This is a genomic window from Nonomuraea sp. NPDC050733, assembly GCF_040654215.1.
GTDB lineage: Bacteria > Actinomycetota > Actinomycetes > Streptosporangiales > Streptosporangiaceae > Nonomuraea.
This window is the reverse complement of the sequence record NZ_JBFAHO010000008.1, coordinates 142,213-159,861: the sequence shown is the minus strand read 5'-3', so window position 1 is coordinate 159,861 and position 17,649 is coordinate 142,213. Positions and strand designations below refer to the sequence as shown.

The following is a 17,649-nucleotide window of genomic DNA, read 5'->3' as shown; positions in this document are numbered from 1 at the left end:
TCGTCGCGGCCGGTCACCCCCGGGGAAGGGCCTTCTCGGCCGCCTCGACCACGTTGGACAGGAGCAGGGCGCGGGTCATGGGGCCGACTCCGCCCGGGTTGGGGGTGAGGAAGCCCGCCACCTCCTCCACGTCCGCCGCCACGTCTCCCGCGATCTTGCCCTCCACGCGGGAGACGCCCACGTCGAGGACCGCCGCGCCCGGCTTGACCATGTCGGCGGTGATGAGGTCGGGGACGCCCGCCGCCGCGACCACGATGTCGGCCCTGCGGACGTGGCCGGCCAGGTCCTGGGTGCCGGTGTGGCAGAGGGTCACCGTGGCGTTCTCGCTGCGGCGGGTGAGCAGGAGGCCGAGCGAGCGGCCCACGGTGATGCCGCGCCCGACCACGGCCACCTCGGCGCCCTTGATCGGCACGCCGTACTCCTGGAGGAGCAGCACGATGCCGTGGGGCGTGCAGGGCAGCGGGGCCTCGACCATGTGGACGAGGCGGCCGAGGTTGACCGGGTGGAGGCCGTCGGCGTCCTTGGCCGGGTCCATGCGCTCCAGCAGCGCCATCGTGTCCAGGTGCTTGGGCAGCGGGAGCTGGACGATGTAGCCGGTGCAGGCGGGCGAGGCGTTGAGCTCGTCGATGGCGGCCTCGACGTCGGCCTGCGTGGCGGTGTCGGGCAGGTCGACGCGGATGGAGGCGATGCCCACCTCGGCGCAGTCGCGGTGCTTGCCCGCCACGTAGATCTGGCTGCCCGGGTCGTCGCCGACGAGGACGGTGCCGAGGCCCGGTGTGACACCTCGCTCCTTGAGCGCGGCCACCCGCGTCGTGAGGTCGGCCTTGATGCGGGCGGCGGTGGCCTTGCCGTCGAGTTTCACTGCGCTCATGTCACCCCATCCTTCCACGTCCGGCCGGGGCCCGAGCACCCCACCCTCAGCCCCGTTGACATCGTTGTCATCGCCGGGCGGACGGCATAGTGTGACGTCGCCAGCCACGCGCTCACCGAGGGAGTCACGTTGCCCGCCCGCCTGCTGTCCGTGGAGCCGACCGACCTGTTCGTGGGCTCACCGGGGCTGCCGTACCAGGTGCTTCGGGTCACGGCGGAGCGCGGCGGGCAGGACGCGGAGCTGGACGTCCGGGGGCCGGGGATCGCGTGCGCGGAGCCGGTGAGCGTGCCCGCGGGGGTGGGCGCGCTCACGCTGGAGGTGCCGCTGGCCGTGTCGGCGGAGCCCGGCACGGTGGTCCCCTGCCGCGTCACCCTGGGCCGTGACGGTGACGGGCGTGACGTGCTGGTCACGGCCGAGGAGCCGGGCTGGACCGTCCACATGGTGTCGCACTTCCACTACGACCCGGTCTGGTGGAACACGCAGGCCGCCTACACCAGCCCGTGGGAGCTGCTGTCGGGCGACTCGACAACCAGGCCGCTGTGGGAGCGCAACGCGTTCGCCCTGGTCGAGGCGCACATGGAGCTGGCCCTGCGCGATCCCGACTACCGGTTCGTGCTGGCCGAGGTCGACTATCTCAAGCCGTTCTTCGACACCCACCCCGAACGGCGGGCCGAGCTGCGCGCCCTGGTCCGCGAGGGCCGGGCCGAGCTGGTCGGCGGCACGTACAACGAGCCCAACACGAACCTGACCGGCGCGGAGACCACGATCCGCAACATCGTGTACGGCGTCGGCTACCAGCGTGACATCCTGGGCGGCGATCCCCGTACGGCCTGGCAGCTCGACGTGTTCGGGCACGACCCGCAGTTCCCCGGCTACCTGGCGGCGGCGGGGCTGACGGGCAGCGCATGGGCGCGCGGGCCGTTCCACCAGTGGGGGCCGATCCACAAGAACTTCGGCGTGCCCCAGGACGACGCGACGGTGATGCAGTTCCCCAGCGAGTTCGAGTGGATCTCGCCGTCGGGGCTGGGCGTGCTGACGCACTACATGCCCGCGCACTACTCGGCCGGCTGGGCGATGGACTCCGCGCCGTCGCTGGAGGAGGCCGAGCGGGCGGTGTACGACCTGTACCGGCAGCTCAGGCCCGTCGCCGCCGGCCGGCACGTCCTGCTGCCCGTCGGCACCGACTACACCCCGCCGAACAAGTGGGTGACCGACATCCACCGCTCGTGGGCGTCGCGGTACGTCTGGCCACGGTTCGTGTGCAGCACGCCGCGCGCCTTCCTGGACGCGGTCCGGGCCGACGTGCCCGCGTTCAGCCCGCAGACGCGCGACATGAACCCGGTCTACACCGGCAAGGACGTCTCCTACATCGACACCAAGCAGGCGCAGCGCGCCGCGGAGGTGGCCGCGCTCGACGCGGAGCGGCTGTCGGTGTTCGCGGCGCTGCTGGGCCTCGGCGGCTACCCGTACACCGCGCTGGACAAGGTGTGGCGGCAGCTCGCCTACGGCGCGCACCACGACGCGATCACCGGCTCCGAGTCCGACCAGGTGTACGTGGACCTGCTGACCGGCTGGCGCGAGGCGTACGACCTGGCCTCCGGCGCCCGTGACCGGGCGCTCGACAGGCTGACCGGCCGGATCGCGTCGGACGGGCCGGGCGTGGTGGTGACGAACACGCTGCCGTTCACCCGCGACGGTCTGGTCCGGGTACGGCTCGGACCGGGGCGGCGGGTGGCCGGCGTGCCCGCGGCGCACGAGGACGGGACGGCGACGTTCCTGGCCCGCGACGTGCCGTCGATGGGGTGGAGCACCTACCCCGTCGAGGAGGGCGACGGGGAGGGCTGGCGCCCCGTGGCCGGCGTGTCGATCGCGAACGGGCGCTGGCGCGTCACCGCGGACCCGGAGCGCGGCGGCGGCCTGTCGTCGGTCGTGGACCTGGCCACGGGCCGCGAGCTGCTCACCGGCCTGGGCAACGAGCTGCGCCTCCACGACGAGTACCCGCAGCACCCCGACATGGGCGAGGGCCCCTGGCACCTCATGCCCACGGGTCACGCCGTCGGCTCCGGCGACGCCCCGGCGCTGTCCGTGCGCGCCGAGGAGAGCGCGGTGGGCCGGCGGCTCACCGTCACGGGCCGCGTGGGCGAGGTCGCGTACGAGCAGGTCGTCACCCTCCTCGACGGGTGCGACCGGATCGGCTTCACCACCCGCGTGCTCGACTACACCGGCGCCGACCGCCTGCTTCGGGTGCGCTTCCCCGCCCGCGTGGCCGGCGCGCTGCCGGTGTCGGACGTCGCCGGGGCCGTCGTGGGGCGGGGCTTCGCGCTCCCGGACTCCGACTCGGCCGAGCACCCGTGGACGCTCGACAACCCGGCGAACACCTGGTTCGGCCTGTCGTCCACCGCCCGGGTGGACCTCGGCGAGGCCGGGACGCGGGCGATCGGGGTGGCCGAGGTCGTGGTGCCGGCCCAGGAGGACGCGCCGGCCGCCCGCGACCTGGTGGTGGCGCTGGCCCGCGTGGGCGTGACCGCCACCACGTCGGCCGCCCCCGGGTCGCGGTACGGCTGGCTGGACGTCGACTCCAACCTGCCGGACGTGCGGATCGTCCTGGGCGGCCCGGACGTCAACCCGCTGGCGGCCGAGCTGCTGCGCCGGAGCGACCCCGCGTACCTGGACGCGCTGAAGTCGGGCGCGGCGGCCGTGTGGGTGCCCGCCGAGCGGCCCCTGACGGAGGTCTGGCGGCCGGGCGCGGACCTGCGGGACGTACGGGCCCTGCCGGCGCTGGTCGTCGCCGGTCCGCTGACGGAGTCCGTGCCCGCTCTCGCGGCCGACCTGGCCGACGCCACGATCCGGGCCGTGTGCCCGCTCGGCTCCGAGGAGCTCGACGACCGGACCGTCGCCCTGCTCACGTACGGGCTGCCGGGCTTCGCGGTGGACCCGTCGGGCGCGCTGCATCTGTCGCTCATGCGGTCGTGCACCGGCTGGCCGTCGGGCATCTGGCTCGACCCGCCGCGCCGCACCAGCCCGGACGGGTCGGCGTTCCAGCTCCAGCACTGGACGCACGAGTTCTCGTACGCGCTGGCGGCGGGCGAGGGCGACTGGCGCGCCCTGCGGCTGCCCGCGGCCGGCCAGGAGTTCGTCACCCCGCTCCTGCCCCGCGTCGTGGACGCCCAGGACGGCCCGCTGCCCGCGTCGTACTCGCTGCTGACCGTCGAGCCGGCCCGCGACGTGCTGCTCGGCACGGTCAAGGCCACCGGCGATCCGCACGCCCGCGGCCTGTCCCGGCCGGCCGGCGAGGGGGTGACGATCCGGCTGGTCGAGTCGACCGGGCTGGGCTCCCGGGTGGAGCTCGGCTCGCCGGTGCTGCCGCTGGACGGGCTGGTCCGTGCCGACCTGCTCGAACGTCCCAAGGAGCCGGCGGGTGAGCCGGCGCTGGCCGGCTCGGAGGTCGCCACGTTCGTCGCCCCGGCCGCGCGGCTTCCCCTCGCGCCGGAGCTGGGCGCCACGGCGGAGGCGGCCCAGCCCGTCCACAGCCGCTACTGGCTGCACAACAAGGGTCCCGCCCCGCTCGGCTACCTGCCGGTGTCGATCGCCGTCACGCCGGGGCTGGTGACGCCGCGGGCCGGGGAGCCGTTCGAGATCGAGGTCGTGGCCGCCTCCCAGCTCACCGACGCCGCGCACGAGGGCGTCGTGGACGTGCTGGTGCCCGACGGCTGGACGGCCACGCCCTCGCGGCGCGTCTTCCGCCTGGAGGCGGGCGGTCATCTGCGCTTCCCCGTCACGGTCACGCCCGCGCCCGGCCGGGGACTGCACTTCGTCGCCGCCCGGACGACCGCCGGCGGCCAGCTCGTCGAGGACGTCGTCACGGTCGCGCTCGGCGACGCCCCCGAGCTGCCCGTGCCGGGCACGCTCCCGGAGCCGGGCCCGGCCACGCGCGGCACCAGCGCGACCGAGGGCCGCGCCACGGGCCTGTCCGTGTCGGTCCTGCCCGAGTCGCTGTCCGTCCGTCCCGGCGAGCGCTCGGCGATCGTCGTACGGCTGGCGAACACGACCGCCGGCGAGATCAGGGGCGAGGCCCAGCTCGCCGCCCCGTGGGGGACGTGGGAGCTGCTGCCCTCGGTCGTCAGGGGGTTCGCGGTGGGGCCGGGCGCGTCCGTGGACGTGGAGTTCCCCGTGGAGGCCCCGGCGGACGCGCCGGCCGGGCACGCGTGGGCGCTGGCCAAGGTGATGTGGTTCGGCCGCTGCCAGTACGCCCCGGCGGTGCGGCTGGAGGTGACCCGGTGACACGCCGTGCGGTGATCGGCTGGGTGGACGGGCTGCCCGTGGGGCCTGAGCGGCTGGAGCGGCGGCTGCGGGAGCTGCGCGAGGGGCCGCTGGCCGCCGCGCTGCCCGCGCCCGGGGGCTCCGAGGACCGCCAGCTCGCCAGGTGGGTGACGCAGTTCGTCCTGACCGAGGTGCTCTGCGAGCGGGAGGCCGCGGATCGGGGCCTGGCCCCGGTGGACGGCCGGCCGCTCGACCGGCGGGCCGCCGTGGAGCTGGGGTCCGTCAACGCCTCGGCCTGCGACGGCAACCCGTGGGTGCGGGCCGTGTTCGAGGCGACGCCCGCCGAGGTGCCGGCGGCCTGGCGGACACCGGACCGGCCGGCGGAGCCGCCGCTGCACCGGGTCCGCCACCGGCTGTTCGCCGACGAGGACGGCGCCCGGTCCGCCACGGCCGGCGACCTCGAACCGCTGGGCGCCGTCGCGCTCGGCTCCCTCCCGGCCGCGGTGAGCGCCGCGCTGCGGAGCCTGCCGTACGGGACGCTCGCCGGGCCGGTGCGTGACGCGCTCGGCTGGCACGTCGCCCAGGCGTGGCCCGAGCCTCCTCAGCGACTCCCCCAGCAATCAGACCCCCGCGCCGCCGAGGCGGCGCGGCGCCGGGCGTTCGCCCGGTGGCTCGACCAGCAGCGCGCCGAAAGGATCCGACTCGTGCCCGGTCTCGAACACCCTGGCGACCCCCGCCAGCCCGACAACCACCACAAGCACTGATGGGCCACGTCCTCGCGATCGACATCGGCGGCACCAAGCTCGCCGCCGCCCTCGTGGACCGGGACGGCTCCGCCACCCGCTCCGCGACCCGCCCGACGCCGCGTACGGACGTCATGGCCGCCCTGACCGCGCTCATCGGCGAGGTCGTCGGCGACGGACCGGCGCCGCTCTCGGTCGGCATCGGCTGCGCCGGCCCGCTCGACCTGGCGGCCGGCACCGTCAGTCCGGTGAACATGCCGAGCTGGCGCGGTTTCCCGCTGCGCGAGGAGGTGCGACGGCTCACCGGGGCGCCCACCGTGCTGGCGGGCGACGCCCAGTGCTTCGCTCTGGGCGAACACTGGCTCGGCTCCGGACGCGGCAGCTCCGCGCTGCTGGGCATCGTGGTGTCCACCGGCATCGGCGGCGGCCTGGTGATCGACGGCGTGCCGCTGCTCGGCCCCACCGGCAACGCCGGGCACGTCGGTCACATGACGATCGACCCGTACGGCGAGCTGTGCGAGTGCGGCGGGCGCGGCTGCGTCGAGCGGTACGCCAGCGGCCCGAACCTGGCCCGCTGGGCGCTGGCCAACGGCTGGAAGGTCCCGGAGGGCGAGCCGGCCGACGCGCGGACGCTCGCCGGCGACGCCGCGAAGGGCGAACCGGTCGCGGTGGCCGCGTTCGAGCGGGGCGCGCGGGCGCTGGCCGGCATGATCGCCTCCACGGCCGCCGCCACCGAGGTGACCAGGGTGGTCATCGGCGGCGGCGTGTCGGGAGCCGGCCCGGTGCTGTTCGAGCCGCTGGCGCGGGCTCTCGACGAGGTGGCCGGGCTGGCGTTCGTCAGGGCCGTGGAGGTACGGCCGACCACGCTGGGCGTGCGGGCCGCGCTCGCGGGCGCGGCCAGGCTCGCGTGGGACCACTCCGCCGAAGCCGGCTGACCGCGGCGGAGTCGTCGGGGAGAGGCCGGGTGGCTACTCGGCCTCGTTCGCCGCGGCGTTGCGCCGCTCGATGATCCTGCGGGTGAACGGGATGATCTCCACGACGCGGGCGCCGAGGTAGGCGCCCACGAACGCGAGGGCGATGAGCACGAAGGGGCTCGTCGACATGCCGTTCAGCGTCACGAAGGCGTACAGGATCGAGTCGAGCAGGGCCATAGGGGCACTCCCAGGCGAGGTTTGAGGCGGCGACCACAGGGTAGCCGCACTCGTTTGATGCTTGGAGCCCTTCTGGCGCGGTTCAGTGGAAGAAGTGGCGCGTTCCGGTGAAGTAGAGCGTGATGCCCGCCTTCTCCGCCGCGTCGATGACCTCCTGGTCGCGGATGGATCCGCCGGGCTCCACGACGGCCTTGACGCCGGCCTCGATCAGCACCTCCAGCCCGTCGGCGAACGGGAAATAGGCGTCGGAGGCCCCGACCGCGCCGGCGGCCCGCTCGCCCGCGCGGCCCACGGCGAGGCGGCAGGAGTCGACCCGGTTGACCTGCCCCATGCCGACGCCCACGGTCGCCCCGCCGGAGGCCAGCAGGATGGCGTTGGACTTGACCGAGCGGCAGGCCCGCCAGGCGAAGGCCAGGTCGGCCAGCACCTCGGGCGAGGCGGGCGTACCCGTCTTCAGCTCCCAGCTCTCCGGCGCGTCGCCCGGCGCGTCCACCTTGTCCACGAGCTGGACCAGCAGGCCGCCGTCGATCTGCCGCGACTCGGCCGGCCGCGACGGCCCCTGCGGGCACAGCAGCAGGCGGATGTTCTTCTTGCGCGTCAGCACCGCGATCGCCTCCTCGGCGAACGCGGGCGCGACGACGACCTCGGTGAACACCTCCGCGATCTGGCCCGCCAGCTCGGCGGTGACCTCGCCGTTGACCGCGATCACGCCGCCGTACGCCGACACCGGGTCGCAGGCGTGGGCCTTGCGGTGCGCCTCGGCCACGTCGGCCCCGACCGCGATGCCGCACGGGTTCTGGTGCTTGATGATCGCGACCGCGGGCTCGGCGAAGTCCCACGCCGCCCGCCAGGCCGCGTCGGCGTCGAGGTAGTTGTTGTAGGACATCTCCTTGCCGTGCAACTGCTCGGCGTTGGCCAGGCCGCCGCCGCCCTCGGTGTAGAGGGCCGCGCGCTGGTGCGGGTTCTCGCCGTAGCGCAGCGGGTGCTTCAGCGTCCACGTCTCACCGGCGAACTCGGGCCAGGCCTCGTCGCGCTCGGCGGCGCCGGCGGAGAACCAGTTGGCCACGGCCACGTCGTAGGAGGCGGTGTGGGCGTAGGCGATGCCCGCCATCCGCCTGCGCTCCTCCAGCGTGAAGCCGCCCTGGGCGAGCGCGTCGACCACGCCGCCGTAGGAGGACGGGTCGACCACGACCGCGCACGTGCTGTGGTTCTTGGCGGCGCCGCGGATCATCGCCGGGCCGCCGATGTCGATCTGCTCCACGCACTCGGCGTCGCTCGCCCCCGAGGCGACCGTCTGCTCGAACGGGTAGAGGTTGACCACCACGAGCTGGAACGGGTCGATCTCCAGCTCTTCCAGCTGGGCCACGTGGTGCTGCTTGGTGAGGTCGGCCAGCAGCCCGGCGTGAACGCGCGGGTGGAGCGTCTTGACCCGGCCGTCGAGGCACTCGGGGAACCCGGTGAGCTGCTCGACCTTCGTCACGGGCACGCCGTACGACGCGATCGCGGCGGCGGTGCCGCCCGTCGACACGATCTCCACACCCGCGCCGTCGAGCGCCCTGGCCAGCTCCTCCAGGCCCGACTTGTCGTACACCGCGATCAGCGCGCGCCGGATGGCGATGCGAGTCACTTGGATTCCTCTCCTGTTGCGTTCCCGATGCGGACCGTGCGTCCGCTGACCGTCCAGCCCTCACGGGCCATCCGGCCGACGATCTCCACGAGCAGGCGGCGCTCGACGACCTTGATGCGCTCGTGCAGCACCGCCTCGTCGTCGTCGGGCAGCACCGGCACCGCCTCCTGCGCGATGATCGGCCCCGAGTCGACACCCGCGTCGGCCAGCATCACCGTGCACCCCGTCACCTTCACCCCGTGGGCCAGCGCGTCGCGCACACCGTGGGCTCCGGGGAACGACGGCAGCAGCGCGGGATGGGTGTTGAGCACCGGATGGGCGCCGAGCGTCGGCGCGCCGAGGATCTTCATGAAGCCGGCCGACACGACAAGGTCCGGCTCGTAGGAGGAGATCCGGGCCGCGACCGCCTCGTCCCACGCCTCCCGTGTCGGGTGGTCGCCCAGTCTCTCCACGAAGGTCGGCACGCCGGCTCTGGCCGCGCGGGCGAGGCCCTCGATGCCGTCACGGTCGGCGCCGACGGCGACTATCTCGGCGCCGTACGCCGGGTCGGCAGAAGCGTCCAGAAGGGCCTGTAGGTTGGTTCCAGAGCCGGAGACGAGGACGACGAGCCGCCCAGCCTTTGACACGCGCACTCCAAGAGAGAAAAACGGGGTGGGGCTGCCAGCGTATCCGCTCCTCGCCCGGGCACGCAGAGGAGGTCAGGTGTCGACACCGGTGCAGGCGCCGGCGGGTCAGCAGCCCGCGGATTCCGCGGGTCGCCGCGCGATCTGGTTGTCCATCGCAGCGCTCGCCATGACGTTCATGCTGCCGCTCGCCGGGCTGGTGATGGCGGCGTTCGCGCTCATGGCCGGCATCCGGGCCCTGCCCCGTCTCAAGGAGGCGGGCCGGCCCACGGGCACCGCGGTGGGCGGCATCATCGTGTCCGCGGTCGCGCTGGCGCTGTCGGCCATGGCGACGGCGTTGCAGCTCTACCTGATGGACGAGTACTCCGCGTACCAGGAGTGCATGAAGGGGGCGGGCACCGTCTCGTCCCAGGGTGAGTGCTTCACCCAGTTCAGGGACGCGGCGCAGCGCAAGCTGCCGGCCGACGTGCTGGACATGCTGGGCGCCGTCCAGCCCTGACGCCCCGCCGTCGTCCCGGCGCCGTCGCGCTGACCCGGTCGTGCTGACCCGGTCGCGCTGACCCGGTCGCGCTGACCCGGTCGTGCTGACGCGGGCGCCGAGGCGCGCTACTCGCGGTCGTCGCGGTCGTCGCGGTCCCAGGCGTAGGGGTCGACGTAGATGACGTGACCGCCGCGGTCATCCGACACGTCCACGATGTCCGTACGCCGCAGGCGCCCGTGCCCCGTCCCCGTGTGGGGGCGCGCCTGGGCCCTGGTCTCCGCCTCGGCCGAGGCGTGCTCGTCCGTCCAGTCGTCGCGGATGACCGGGATGGGCTGGGTGTCGGCCTCGGTGGCGTCGAGCCAGTGGCCGGGCAGCGGCTTGGCGTCGGACTCGGCCAGCCCCACCCTGCTCGCCGCGCGGGCGATCGCGGCCCCGGCCTTGCGCACGGGCTCCGCCGCCTTGTCCAGCGGCGCGCGGGCCCGCCGGTTGAGCAGCAGGATGTTGGTGATCCCGGCCGAGATGCCCGCGGCCACGCCCACCTCCAGCGCGACCGACAGGGCCACCTCCCACGGCGACGGTCCGATGGCCGCCAGCCGGCCGCCGCCGATCGGGCCGCCGGACAGCGCCGCGAGCAGCGCCGCCACCAGGCCGGTCGTGACGCCGGTCAGGAAGCCCCACAGCGGGGCGGCCTCGTACGACGGCGAGGGCGAGATGCGCGCGACCACCACGCCCGCCAGCGCCCCGGCCGCGAACGGCAGCGCGACGACGGCCATCATCCAGGGCGGCACGGTGCCGCTGTCAGGCAGGGCGCCCAGCAGCGGCAGGCTCGGCACCGTGCCGAGCTGCACGCCCGTGGGCGCGACCAGCGTGCCGGTGCCGATGGCGAAGCCCGGCCCGGCGATGTACGACAGCGCCCAGATGACGACGTTCAGCAGGTAGAGGATCTGGACCAGCAGCAGCAGCAGCCCGCCCACGAACCCGGGCGAGAGCACGTTCGTCAGCTCGCGCACCTGGCCGAAGTTGAGCACCACCGCCACGAGCACCAGCGCGAACCCCGCCACCAGCAGCACCGCCGTGGCCACCGCCGTGCCGACGGTCAGCGCCCGTACCCGCCCCGGCAGCAGCCTCAGCATCGCCCGCCACGGCCCGATGGTGCGCGCCGTCGCCACCGAGCCGGCCAGGAACGCCAGCGTGAAGTGGCTCAGCAGCGCCTCGCCGATGAAGGGCTGGGTGACCTCGTTGCGGGCGACGAGCGCGATCAGGCCCGCCAGCAGCGCGTACGGCGCCGCGAGCGAGACCCCGGCCTGGGCCACCAGCACGAGCTGCGCCCGCCGCCGGGCGTTGGCCTTCTCGCGCGGGCTGTTCTTCGGCAGCCGGGCCGGGAGCCGAAGCCGCAGGTCGGCGTCGCGGGCCATCCAGCGGGCGGCGCGGTAGAGCAGGATCGCGGGCAGCACCACCAGGCCGAGGGGCAGCAGCCCGACCCGGCCGCCGGGCATCGCGAAGCCGGCGTGGTGGGCGGCCAGCCAGATCTGGGCGGCCGTGCGGAACACCCCCGGCAGGCCGGAGCCGAGCGCGCCGCTGGGCGCGGCGATCCAGCCGACCAGGGTGAGCGTGGTGAGCGCCGCCAGGCCGACACCGAGCGTGGCGGCCGCGGCGAGCATTCCGGAGACGGGCAGCGGACGCCGGGACTCGTCGTCGTCCGAGACCCCGGGAATCTTGCCGAGGACCGAACGGGGGGCCGTCCGCAGCTGGTCGAGAAGCGCCGTCACAGTAGGCGATTTTCTCAAGCTTTCGCGACCGGCGCTTGGTTGACGCGCCGCAGGCGGCCAGCTTTATCCGGCTCTGCCGGGCTTTCCAGCCGTACCCGGGGCATCCGGGTGAACGCATCCAGGTGAACGCATCCGGGTGAACGCGGAAGGCCCCGCACGGCCGGAGCCGGTGCGGGGCCTTCCGCGGAACGTGCGCCGGGTCAGCGCGCCTGCATGATCTCGCGCATGAGGCGGGCCGTCTCGGAGGGGGTCTTGCCGACGCGGACGCCGACCTTCTCCAGGGCCTCCTTCTTGGCCTGCGCGGTGCCGGCCGAGCCGGACACGATCGCGCCGGCGTGGCCCATGGTCTTGCCCTCGGGGGCGGTGAAGCCCGCGACGTAGGCGACGACCGGCTTGGTGACGTGCTGCTCGATGTAGGCGGCGGCCCGCTCCTCGGCGTCGCCGCCGATCTCGCCGATCATCACGATCGCGTCGGTGGCGGGGTCGTCCTGGAACGCCTGGAGGGCGTCGATGTGGGTGGTGCCGATGACGGGGTCGCCGCCGATGCCCACCGCGGTCGAGAAGCCGAAGTCACGCAGCTCGTACATGAGCTGGTAGGTCAGCGTGCCCGACTTGGAGACCAGGCCGATGCGGCCCGCCGTCGTGATGTCGGCGGGGATGATGCCGGCGTTGGAGGCGCCGGGCGAGGCGATGCCGGGGCAGTTGGGGCCGATGATGCGGGTCTTGTTGCCCTTGGCCACCGCGTACGCCCAGAACTCCGTGGAGTCGTGGACCGGCACGCCCTCGGTGATCACCACGCAGAGCGGGATCTCCGCGTCGATGGCCTCCTTGACGGCGTCCTTGGTGAACGCCGGGGGCACGAAGACGACCGACACGTCGGCGCCGGTCTTGTCCATGGCCTCCTTCACCGTGCCGAACACGGGCAGGCCCTCGTGCGTGATGCCGGCCTTGCGGGCGTTGACACCACCGACCACGCGGGCGCCGGAGGCGAGCATGCGGCGGGTGTGCTTGGTGCCCTCGCCACCCGTCATGCCCTGAACGATGATCTTGCTGTTCTCGGTCAGCCAGATAGCCATGTCTCACGCACCTACCGCAGCGAGCTCGGCGGCGCGCTTGGCCGCGTCGTCCATCGTGTCAACCAGCTCGACGCGCGGGAGCGCGGCGTCGGCCAGGATCTGCCGCCCGAGCTGGGCGTTGTTGCCGTCGAGGCGGACCACCAGCGGGTGGGTCACCGCCTCGCCACGGCTCTCAAGGAGCTTGAAGGCCGCCACGATGCCGTTGGCGACGGCGTCGCAGGAGGTGATGCCGCCGAAGACGTTCACGAAGATCGACTTCACCGACGGGTCGGAGAGGATGATCTCCAGGCCGGCGGCCATGACCTCGGCCGAGGCGCCGCCGCCGATGTCGAGGAAGTTGGCCGGGGACGGCTTGCCGGGGAACGCCTCGCCGGCGTAGGCGACCACGTCCAGGGTGGACATGACCAGGCCCGCGCCGTTGCCGATGATGCCGACGTCGCCGTCGAGCTTGACGTAGTTGAGGTCCTTCTCCTTGGCCCGGGCCTCCAGCGGGTCCTCGGCGGCCTTGTCGGCGTAGCCCTCGTGCTCCGTCTGGCGGAAGGAGGCGTTGTCGTCAAGCGTGACCTTGCCGTCGAGCGCCTTCACCTGGCCGTCAGCCGACAGGATCATCGGGTTGACCTCGACCAGGGTCGCGTCCTCGTCGACGAAGCAGCACCAGAGCTTCTCGATGAGCTCGGCCGCGCCGTCGAGCGACTGCTCCGGCAGACCGCCGGCGACCGCGATCTCGCGGGCCTTGGCCCGGTCGATGCCGTCGAGGGCGTTGACGGGCACCTTGGCGACCTTCTCGGGCGAGGTGTGGGCGACCTCTTCGATGTCCATGCCGCCGGCGGCGGAGCAGATCGCGAGGAAGGTACGGTTCGCGCGGTCGAGCAGGAAGGAGAAGTAGTACTCCTCCGCGATCGCGCTGGCCTCCTCCACCAGAACCTTGTGGACCGTGTGGCCCTTGATGTCCATGCCGAGGATGGCCGTGGCCTTCCCGACGGCGTCGGCGGCGTCGTCGGCCACCTTCACGCCACCGGCCTTGCCGCGTCCGCCGGTCTTGACCTGGGCCTTGACCACGACCCTGCCGGTGAGTTGCTCGGCAGCCGCGCGCACCTCCTCCACGGTGTGGGCGACGATGCCCTTGGGCACCGGGATGCCGTAGTCCGCGAAGAGCTCCTTCGCCTGATGTTCGAACAGGTCCACGAGGGTCCGTCCTTGCTTATCCGACTGATGTTCGACGGCCCGGGCCACCCCGTGCGTGCCGGGCGTTTCCGCCAGTGAAGCCTAGCCCCAAGCTTGACGTCCCCTGGTCACCGGGTCTCGGATACGCCGTGATGTGACGGTGATCTCACTTCGGCCGCATGTCGCCACGCATCCGAAGAGGGATGAACTGCGCCCCCGAAGCACCCGTACGCCGCTATTTGCCGACAAACCCCGCCAAAAGCCGGGAGGGCGGAGCACCGACGGGTCGGTTGGAGCGCGGAGCCGGAGGAGGACCACCCCACTCGGATCACGTCTTCTCCGTGCGGCCGAAAACAAATGGGATAGAACGCCGGTGGGCCGTCCTCGCCCCCGCCACCGTGCCGCCGGAAGACGACAGCGGCCACGTACGGAAGGGAACCCGCTCTTCAGCGGTGACGCACCGCTCACGGGCCGTCGTTTTCTGGCGCGAATCCAGACCTGCACGAGAAATACACATATTTCCCTCTGCGACGCCCCTCTCCTGAGATATCCTCGTGATCTTTCTTTGCCATGATCCTCCAGCCTCCAAATGAGAAACGACAAGGATAGAGAATGAAGCGAATCCTCACCGGCGTCGCCCTGGCGTCCGCCGCCACGCTCATCGCGGCCGCCCCGGCCCAGGCCGCGCCGGTGAACCCGGTCGCCGCCGTCCAGAAGCAGTTCGTCGCCGGCAAGGGCGTCAAGTTCGTCGAGCAGGTCAAGATCGCCAGCGGGGGGAAGCGGCAGATCACCCTCCGGCGTGCCGGCTCACTCCAGTTCGGCGCCTCCGGCGTCGTCGCCTCCGACCTCACCGGCCAGTTCAACATCAAGAGGGAGGAAGCCGAGAAGTTCGCCGAGCTGCTGGAGGCGGACGAGCTGGGCCTCGACCTCGTGACGGCGCTGACGATGCCCGAGCGGATCGTCACGAAGGGCCGGTACACCTATCTCACGGGCGGCCTGTGGAGCGCGGTGTTCAACGCCGGCAAGTCCTGGATCAGGGTCCCCGGCACCCAGCCCATCGGCATGACCGCCACGTACGGCCAGCCGCTGAACATCCTCGCCGAGCCGGGCACGCTCAAGACCCTCCTCAAGGGCGCCAAGGCGACGAAGGACGGCTACACCGGCAAGGTCGCGGCCAAGGACCTGCGCAAGACGTCTCCCGGGTTCGCCGCGACCCTGGGGATTGCCGCGGCCAAGTCCGTGAAGGGCTCCATCGGCTGGAAGCTCACTGTTGACGCCAAGGGCCTGCCGACCCGGCTGGTGTCGGTCATCCCGGCGGAGGCGCTGGGCGCCTTCGACGCCAAGGGCGCGACCGTGAGCGTCGAGACCACCTTCAGCGACTGGGGCACGCCCGTCACCGTGACGGCCCCGCCGGAGCTGGAGGTCGCCAAGACCCTGGACGAGGCGATCCAGATCCCGGGCCCCAAGACCATCCCGCTGAGCGCCATCGCTCACTGACGACCGATCGCGCCCGTCTCCCCCGCATCGGGTGGAGGCGGGCGCGACGCCTGTCCGGGGTCTGCCCGGGACAGGCCGACGTCCTTCCTAGGACAGCCTGGAGTCGCGAACCGCCGCCCAGGCGAGGGAGTGCCTGATGCCCTCCTCCAGCGAGTAGCCCGCGCGCCAGCCCAGCAGCCGCTCGGCGAGGTCGCTGCGCGTGTAGGCGCCGACCACGTCGCCCGGCCGGCGCGCCGTCTCCACGACCTGCACCGGCCGGTCCACTACGCGGTTGAACGCGTCGGCCAGCTCCCGCACCGTCGTGCCCGACCCGGTGCCGAGGTTGATGATCGAGCCCTCCGGGAACAGCCCGTCGAAGCGCCGCAGCGCCTCCACGTGGGCCCGCGCCAGGTCCCAGACGTGGATGTAGTCACGGATGCCGGAGCCATCACGGGTCGGGTAGTCGGTGCCGGTGATCTGGAACGGCGTCCCCTCCTCGTACGCCTCGATGAGCTTGCCGAGGGCGTGGCTGGGCCGGCGGAGCTGGAGCCCGGTGCGCATGCTCGGATCGGCGCCGATGGGGTTGAAGTAGCGCAGCGACAGCACCTTGACGGGCTGGGTGACGGCGATGTCGGCGAACATGGCCTCGCACACCGCCTTGGTGCGCGCGTACGGGCTCTGCGGATCGAGCGGCGAGCGCTCGTCGACGGTGTGGTCGTCCCCGGCGCGGTAGATCGACGCCGACGAGCTGAAGATCATCCGCTCGCACCCGTTGCGCAGCAGGTGGTCGACGAAGTCGAGGCTCTTGGCGACGTTGGCCCGGTAGTAGCCGACAGGGTCGGCCACCGAGTCCGGCACGACGATGAGCGCCGCGCAGTGGATGACGGCCTCGATGTCGGGCCGCTCCGCGAACACCTTGTCGACCAGCGCGCCGTCGCTGATGTCGCCCTCGTAGAAGGGCCGCCCCTCGGTGAACTCGCGCCGCCCGGTCACGAGGTTGTCCAGGATCACCGGCTCGATCCCGGCGTCCAGGCACGCCGAGGCCACCGTGCTCCCGATGAACCCGGCGCCGCCGGAAATCAACACGCTCATGCCAGCCCCCTGCTCCTCACCATCCACCGCCCACCGGCCTGCCCGGATGAGCGCCCCACCACGTCCGACGGCGCCTGCCGGCGGCCGTCGCGGCCCGGCGGGCCGCCCGGCCCCGAACGCCGTGCCCGACCATCCTCGGTCACCGCGCGGGGCGCTCGTGACCATCGGCGACACCCCGGTCGTGTCGCTCCACCGGCGGCCCATCGACGTTATGTGATCGTTACAACTTATGGCCCTCGGAACGCCGGTTTCGTTTGTCTACCTATGAGACGCATGCGAAGCACATAAGTTCTGGAGTGACCCGTGAATCCCCTCACCCGGATGCCGGCCCTGATCGCCATGGCGGCTCTGGTCTCGATGACGGCCTGCGCCACCGAGAGCGCGCCCGCCACGCGGGCACAGCCGGCCCCGGCCGCCGGCGCGCCCACCAAGAGCGCCACGGCGGCACGCAAGCCGCTGGCCGCCGGCGCCGCCAAGCAGGCCGCGCCGAAGAAGCCCAAGCTGGATATCGCCGACATCACGCCCATGGGCGAGACGACGGAGAAGGTCGGCGTCGGCTTCCCGATCATCGTGACGTTCGACCGTGACGTACGGGACAAGGCGGCGGCCGAGTCGGCGCTGGAGGTACAGGCGGACAAGCCGGTCGACGGCGCGTGGCGCTGGGTCTCCAAGCGCAAGGTCATCTACCGGACGAAGACGTACTGGAAGCCGCACCAGAAGGTGCTGTTCACCGCGCACCTCAGCCAGATCCCGGGCAACGAGGCCGCCAAGGACGTCTCCCGCCGCTTCGCCGTGGGCACCGCCAACATCTCGGTGGTCGACACCCGCCGGCACGTGATGAAGACGTACCGCGACGGCAAGCTCGCCAAGAAGATCCCGATCAGCGCCGGCCGGGGCGGCCTGATGCGCAACGGCGTGGACGTGTACCTGACGACCAGCGGCGTCCACCTGACCATGGGCAAGAAGCGCGTCGAGACCATGACCTCCTCCTGGATGGGCGTCACCGACCCCAAGGACCCGCAGTACTACAAGGAGGAGATCCCCTGGGCCGTGCGGATCTCCGACAGCGGCGAGTACGTCCACCAGAGTGCCGGCTACTACCAGTACCTCGGCCGCTCCAACCAGAGCCACGGCTGCGTCCGCGCCACCCCGGCCGGCGCCCGGTGGTTCTACACGATCGCCCAGCGCGGCGACGTGGTGAAGATCAGCGGCACCAAGCGCAAGCTCGACTGGCGCAACGGCTGGAGCTACTGGCAGCTCAACTGGACCGAGTGGAAGAAGGGCAGCGCCCTGACCGCTGCCAAGAGCTGACCCTC

14 protein-coding genes are annotated in these 17,649 nt (G+C 72.8%); 6 read left to right on the top strand and 8 right to left on the bottom strand.

From position 1 onward, the window contains the following. Positions 1 to 13: 13 nt before the first annotated feature. Positions 14 to 871 (bottom strand): bifunctional methylenetetrahydrofolate dehydrogenase/methenyltetrahydrofolate cyclohydrolase, encoded by an 858-nt coding sequence (locus AB0H64_RS17040; protein WP_357624869.1) that lies wholly within the window; start codon positions 869 to 871, stop codon positions 14 to 16. Positions 872 to 1,000: 129 nt separating this feature from the next. Between AB0H64_RS17040 and AB0H64_RS17035 the strand changes: the two genes are divergently transcribed. Genes AB0H64_RS17035 through AB0H64_RS17025 form a run of 3 tightly spaced genes read left to right on the top strand, consistent with a single transcriptional unit; the run spans position 1,001 to position 6,809 of the window. Further along, positions 1,001 to 5,152, top strand: coding sequence for an NEW3 domain-containing protein (locus AB0H64_RS17035; protein WP_357624866.1), 4,152 nt, complete (start codon positions 1,001 to 1,003; stop codon positions 5,150 to 5,152). Continuing rightward, positions 5,149 to 5,895 (top strand): hypothetical protein, encoded by a 747-nt coding sequence (locus tag AB0H64_RS17030; protein WP_357624864.1) that lies wholly within the window; start codon positions 5,149 to 5,151, stop codon positions 5,893 to 5,895. Before AB0H64_RS17035 ends, AB0H64_RS17030 begins: the two co-directional genes overlap by 4 nt. Continuing rightward, positions 5,895 to 6,809, top strand: coding sequence for an ROK family protein (locus tag AB0H64_RS17025; protein WP_357624861.1), 915 nt, complete (start codon positions 5,895 to 5,897; stop codon positions 6,807 to 6,809). The genes AB0H64_RS17030 and AB0H64_RS17025 overlap by 1 nt, the downstream gene beginning before the upstream one ends. A gap of 33 nt (positions 6,810 to 6,842) precedes the next feature. Here AB0H64_RS17025 and AB0H64_RS17020 read toward each other — a convergent pair whose 3' ends face one another. The 3 genes from AB0H64_RS17020 to purN form a co-directional block, all read right to left on the bottom strand. Beyond that, entirely contained in the window at positions 6,843 to 7,025 is a 183-nt protein-coding gene (locus tag AB0H64_RS17020; RefSeq protein WP_357624859.1) for a hypothetical protein, read from the bottom strand. Between the two features lie 82 nt (positions 7,026 to 7,107). Beyond that, complete coding sequence (purH, locus tag AB0H64_RS17015; RefSeq protein WP_357624856.1) at positions 7,108 to 8,652, bottom strand: bifunctional phosphoribosylaminoimidazolecarboxamide formyltransferase/IMP cyclohydrolase; 1,545 nt, start codon at positions 8,650 to 8,652, stop codon at positions 7,108 to 7,110. Next, complete coding sequence (gene purN / locus AB0H64_RS17010) at positions 8,649 to 9,278, bottom strand: phosphoribosylglycinamide formyltransferase (protein WP_357624853.1); 630 nt, start codon at positions 9,276 to 9,278, stop codon at positions 8,649 to 8,651. The genes purH and purN overlap by 4 nt, the downstream gene beginning before the upstream one ends. Before the next feature lie 76 nt (positions 9,279 to 9,354). Between purN and AB0H64_RS17005 the strand changes: the two genes are divergently transcribed. Beyond that, on the top strand, positions 9,355 to 9,774 hold the full coding sequence (locus AB0H64_RS17005; RefSeq protein ID WP_357624851.1) for a hypothetical protein: 420 nt from the start codon (positions 9,355 to 9,357) through the stop codon (positions 9,772 to 9,774). A 107-nt stretch (positions 9,775 to 9,881) separates the two neighbouring features. Here the strand turns inward: AB0H64_RS17005 and AB0H64_RS17000 are convergent, their stop codons facing one another. The 3 genes from AB0H64_RS17000 to sucC form a co-directional block, all read right to left on the bottom strand. Next, complete coding sequence (locus AB0H64_RS17000; protein ID WP_357624849.1) at positions 9,882 to 11,525, bottom strand: DUF6350 family protein; 1,644 nt, start codon at positions 11,523 to 11,525, stop codon at positions 9,882 to 9,884. Between the two features lie 200 nt (positions 11,526 to 11,725). Further along, entirely contained in the window at positions 11,726 to 12,601 is an 876-nt protein-coding gene (sucD, locus tag AB0H64_RS16995; RefSeq protein WP_357624846.1) for a succinate--CoA ligase subunit alpha, read from the bottom strand. Positions 12,602 to 12,604: 3 nt separating this feature from the next. Then, entirely contained in the window at positions 12,605 to 13,786 is a 1,182-nt protein-coding gene (sucC, locus tag AB0H64_RS16990) for an ADP-forming succinate--CoA ligase subunit beta (RefSeq protein ID WP_357624845.1), read from the bottom strand. A 591-nt stretch (positions 13,787 to 14,377) separates the two neighbouring features. Between sucC and AB0H64_RS16985 the strand changes: the two genes are divergently transcribed. After that, a complete protein-coding gene (locus AB0H64_RS16985; RefSeq protein ID WP_357624843.1) occupies positions 14,378 to 15,262 on the top strand; it encodes a hypothetical protein in 885 nt (294 codons plus the stop codon). A gap of 87 nt (positions 15,263 to 15,349) precedes the next feature. Here the strand turns inward: AB0H64_RS16985 and galE are convergent, their stop codons facing one another. Continuing rightward, entirely contained in the window at positions 15,350 to 16,333 is a 984-nt protein-coding gene (galE, locus tag AB0H64_RS16980; RefSeq protein ID WP_357624840.1) for a UDP-glucose 4-epimerase GalE, read from the bottom strand. Positions 16,334 to 16,636: 303 nt separating this feature from the next. Between galE and AB0H64_RS16975 the strand changes: the two genes are divergently transcribed. Then, positions 16,637 to 17,644 carry a L,D-transpeptidase gene (locus tag AB0H64_RS16975; protein ID WP_357624838.1) on the top strand — a complete coding sequence of 336 codons (1,008 nt, stop codon included), beginning with the start codon at positions 16,637 to 16,639 and terminating at the stop codon, positions 17,642 to 17,644. Positions 17,645 to 17,649: the final 5 nt, after the last annotated feature.

Coding starts and splice junctions, on each gene's coding strand:
- AB0H64_RS16985 (WP_357624843.1), top strand. CDS start 14,378: ATGAAGCGAATCCTCACCGGCGTCGCCCTGGCGTCCGCCGCCACGCTC.
- sucD (WP_357624846.1), bottom strand. CDS start 12,601: ATGGCTATCTGGCTGACCGAGAACAGCAAGATCATCGTTCAGGGCATG.
- AB0H64_RS17020 (WP_357624859.1), bottom strand. CDS start 7,025: ATGGCCCTGCTCGACTCGATCCTGTACGCCTTCGTGACGCTGAACGGC.
- AB0H64_RS17025 (WP_357624861.1), top strand. CDS start 5,895: ATGGGCCACGTCCTCGCGATCGACATCGGCGGCACCAAGCTCGCCGCC.
- galE (WP_357624840.1), bottom strand. CDS start 16,333: ATGAGCGTGTTGATTTCCGGCGGCGCCGGGTTCATCGGGAGCACGGTG.
- AB0H64_RS17040 (WP_357624869.1), bottom strand. CDS start 871: ATGAGCGCAGTGAAACTCGACGGCAAGGCCACCGCCGCCCGCATCAAG.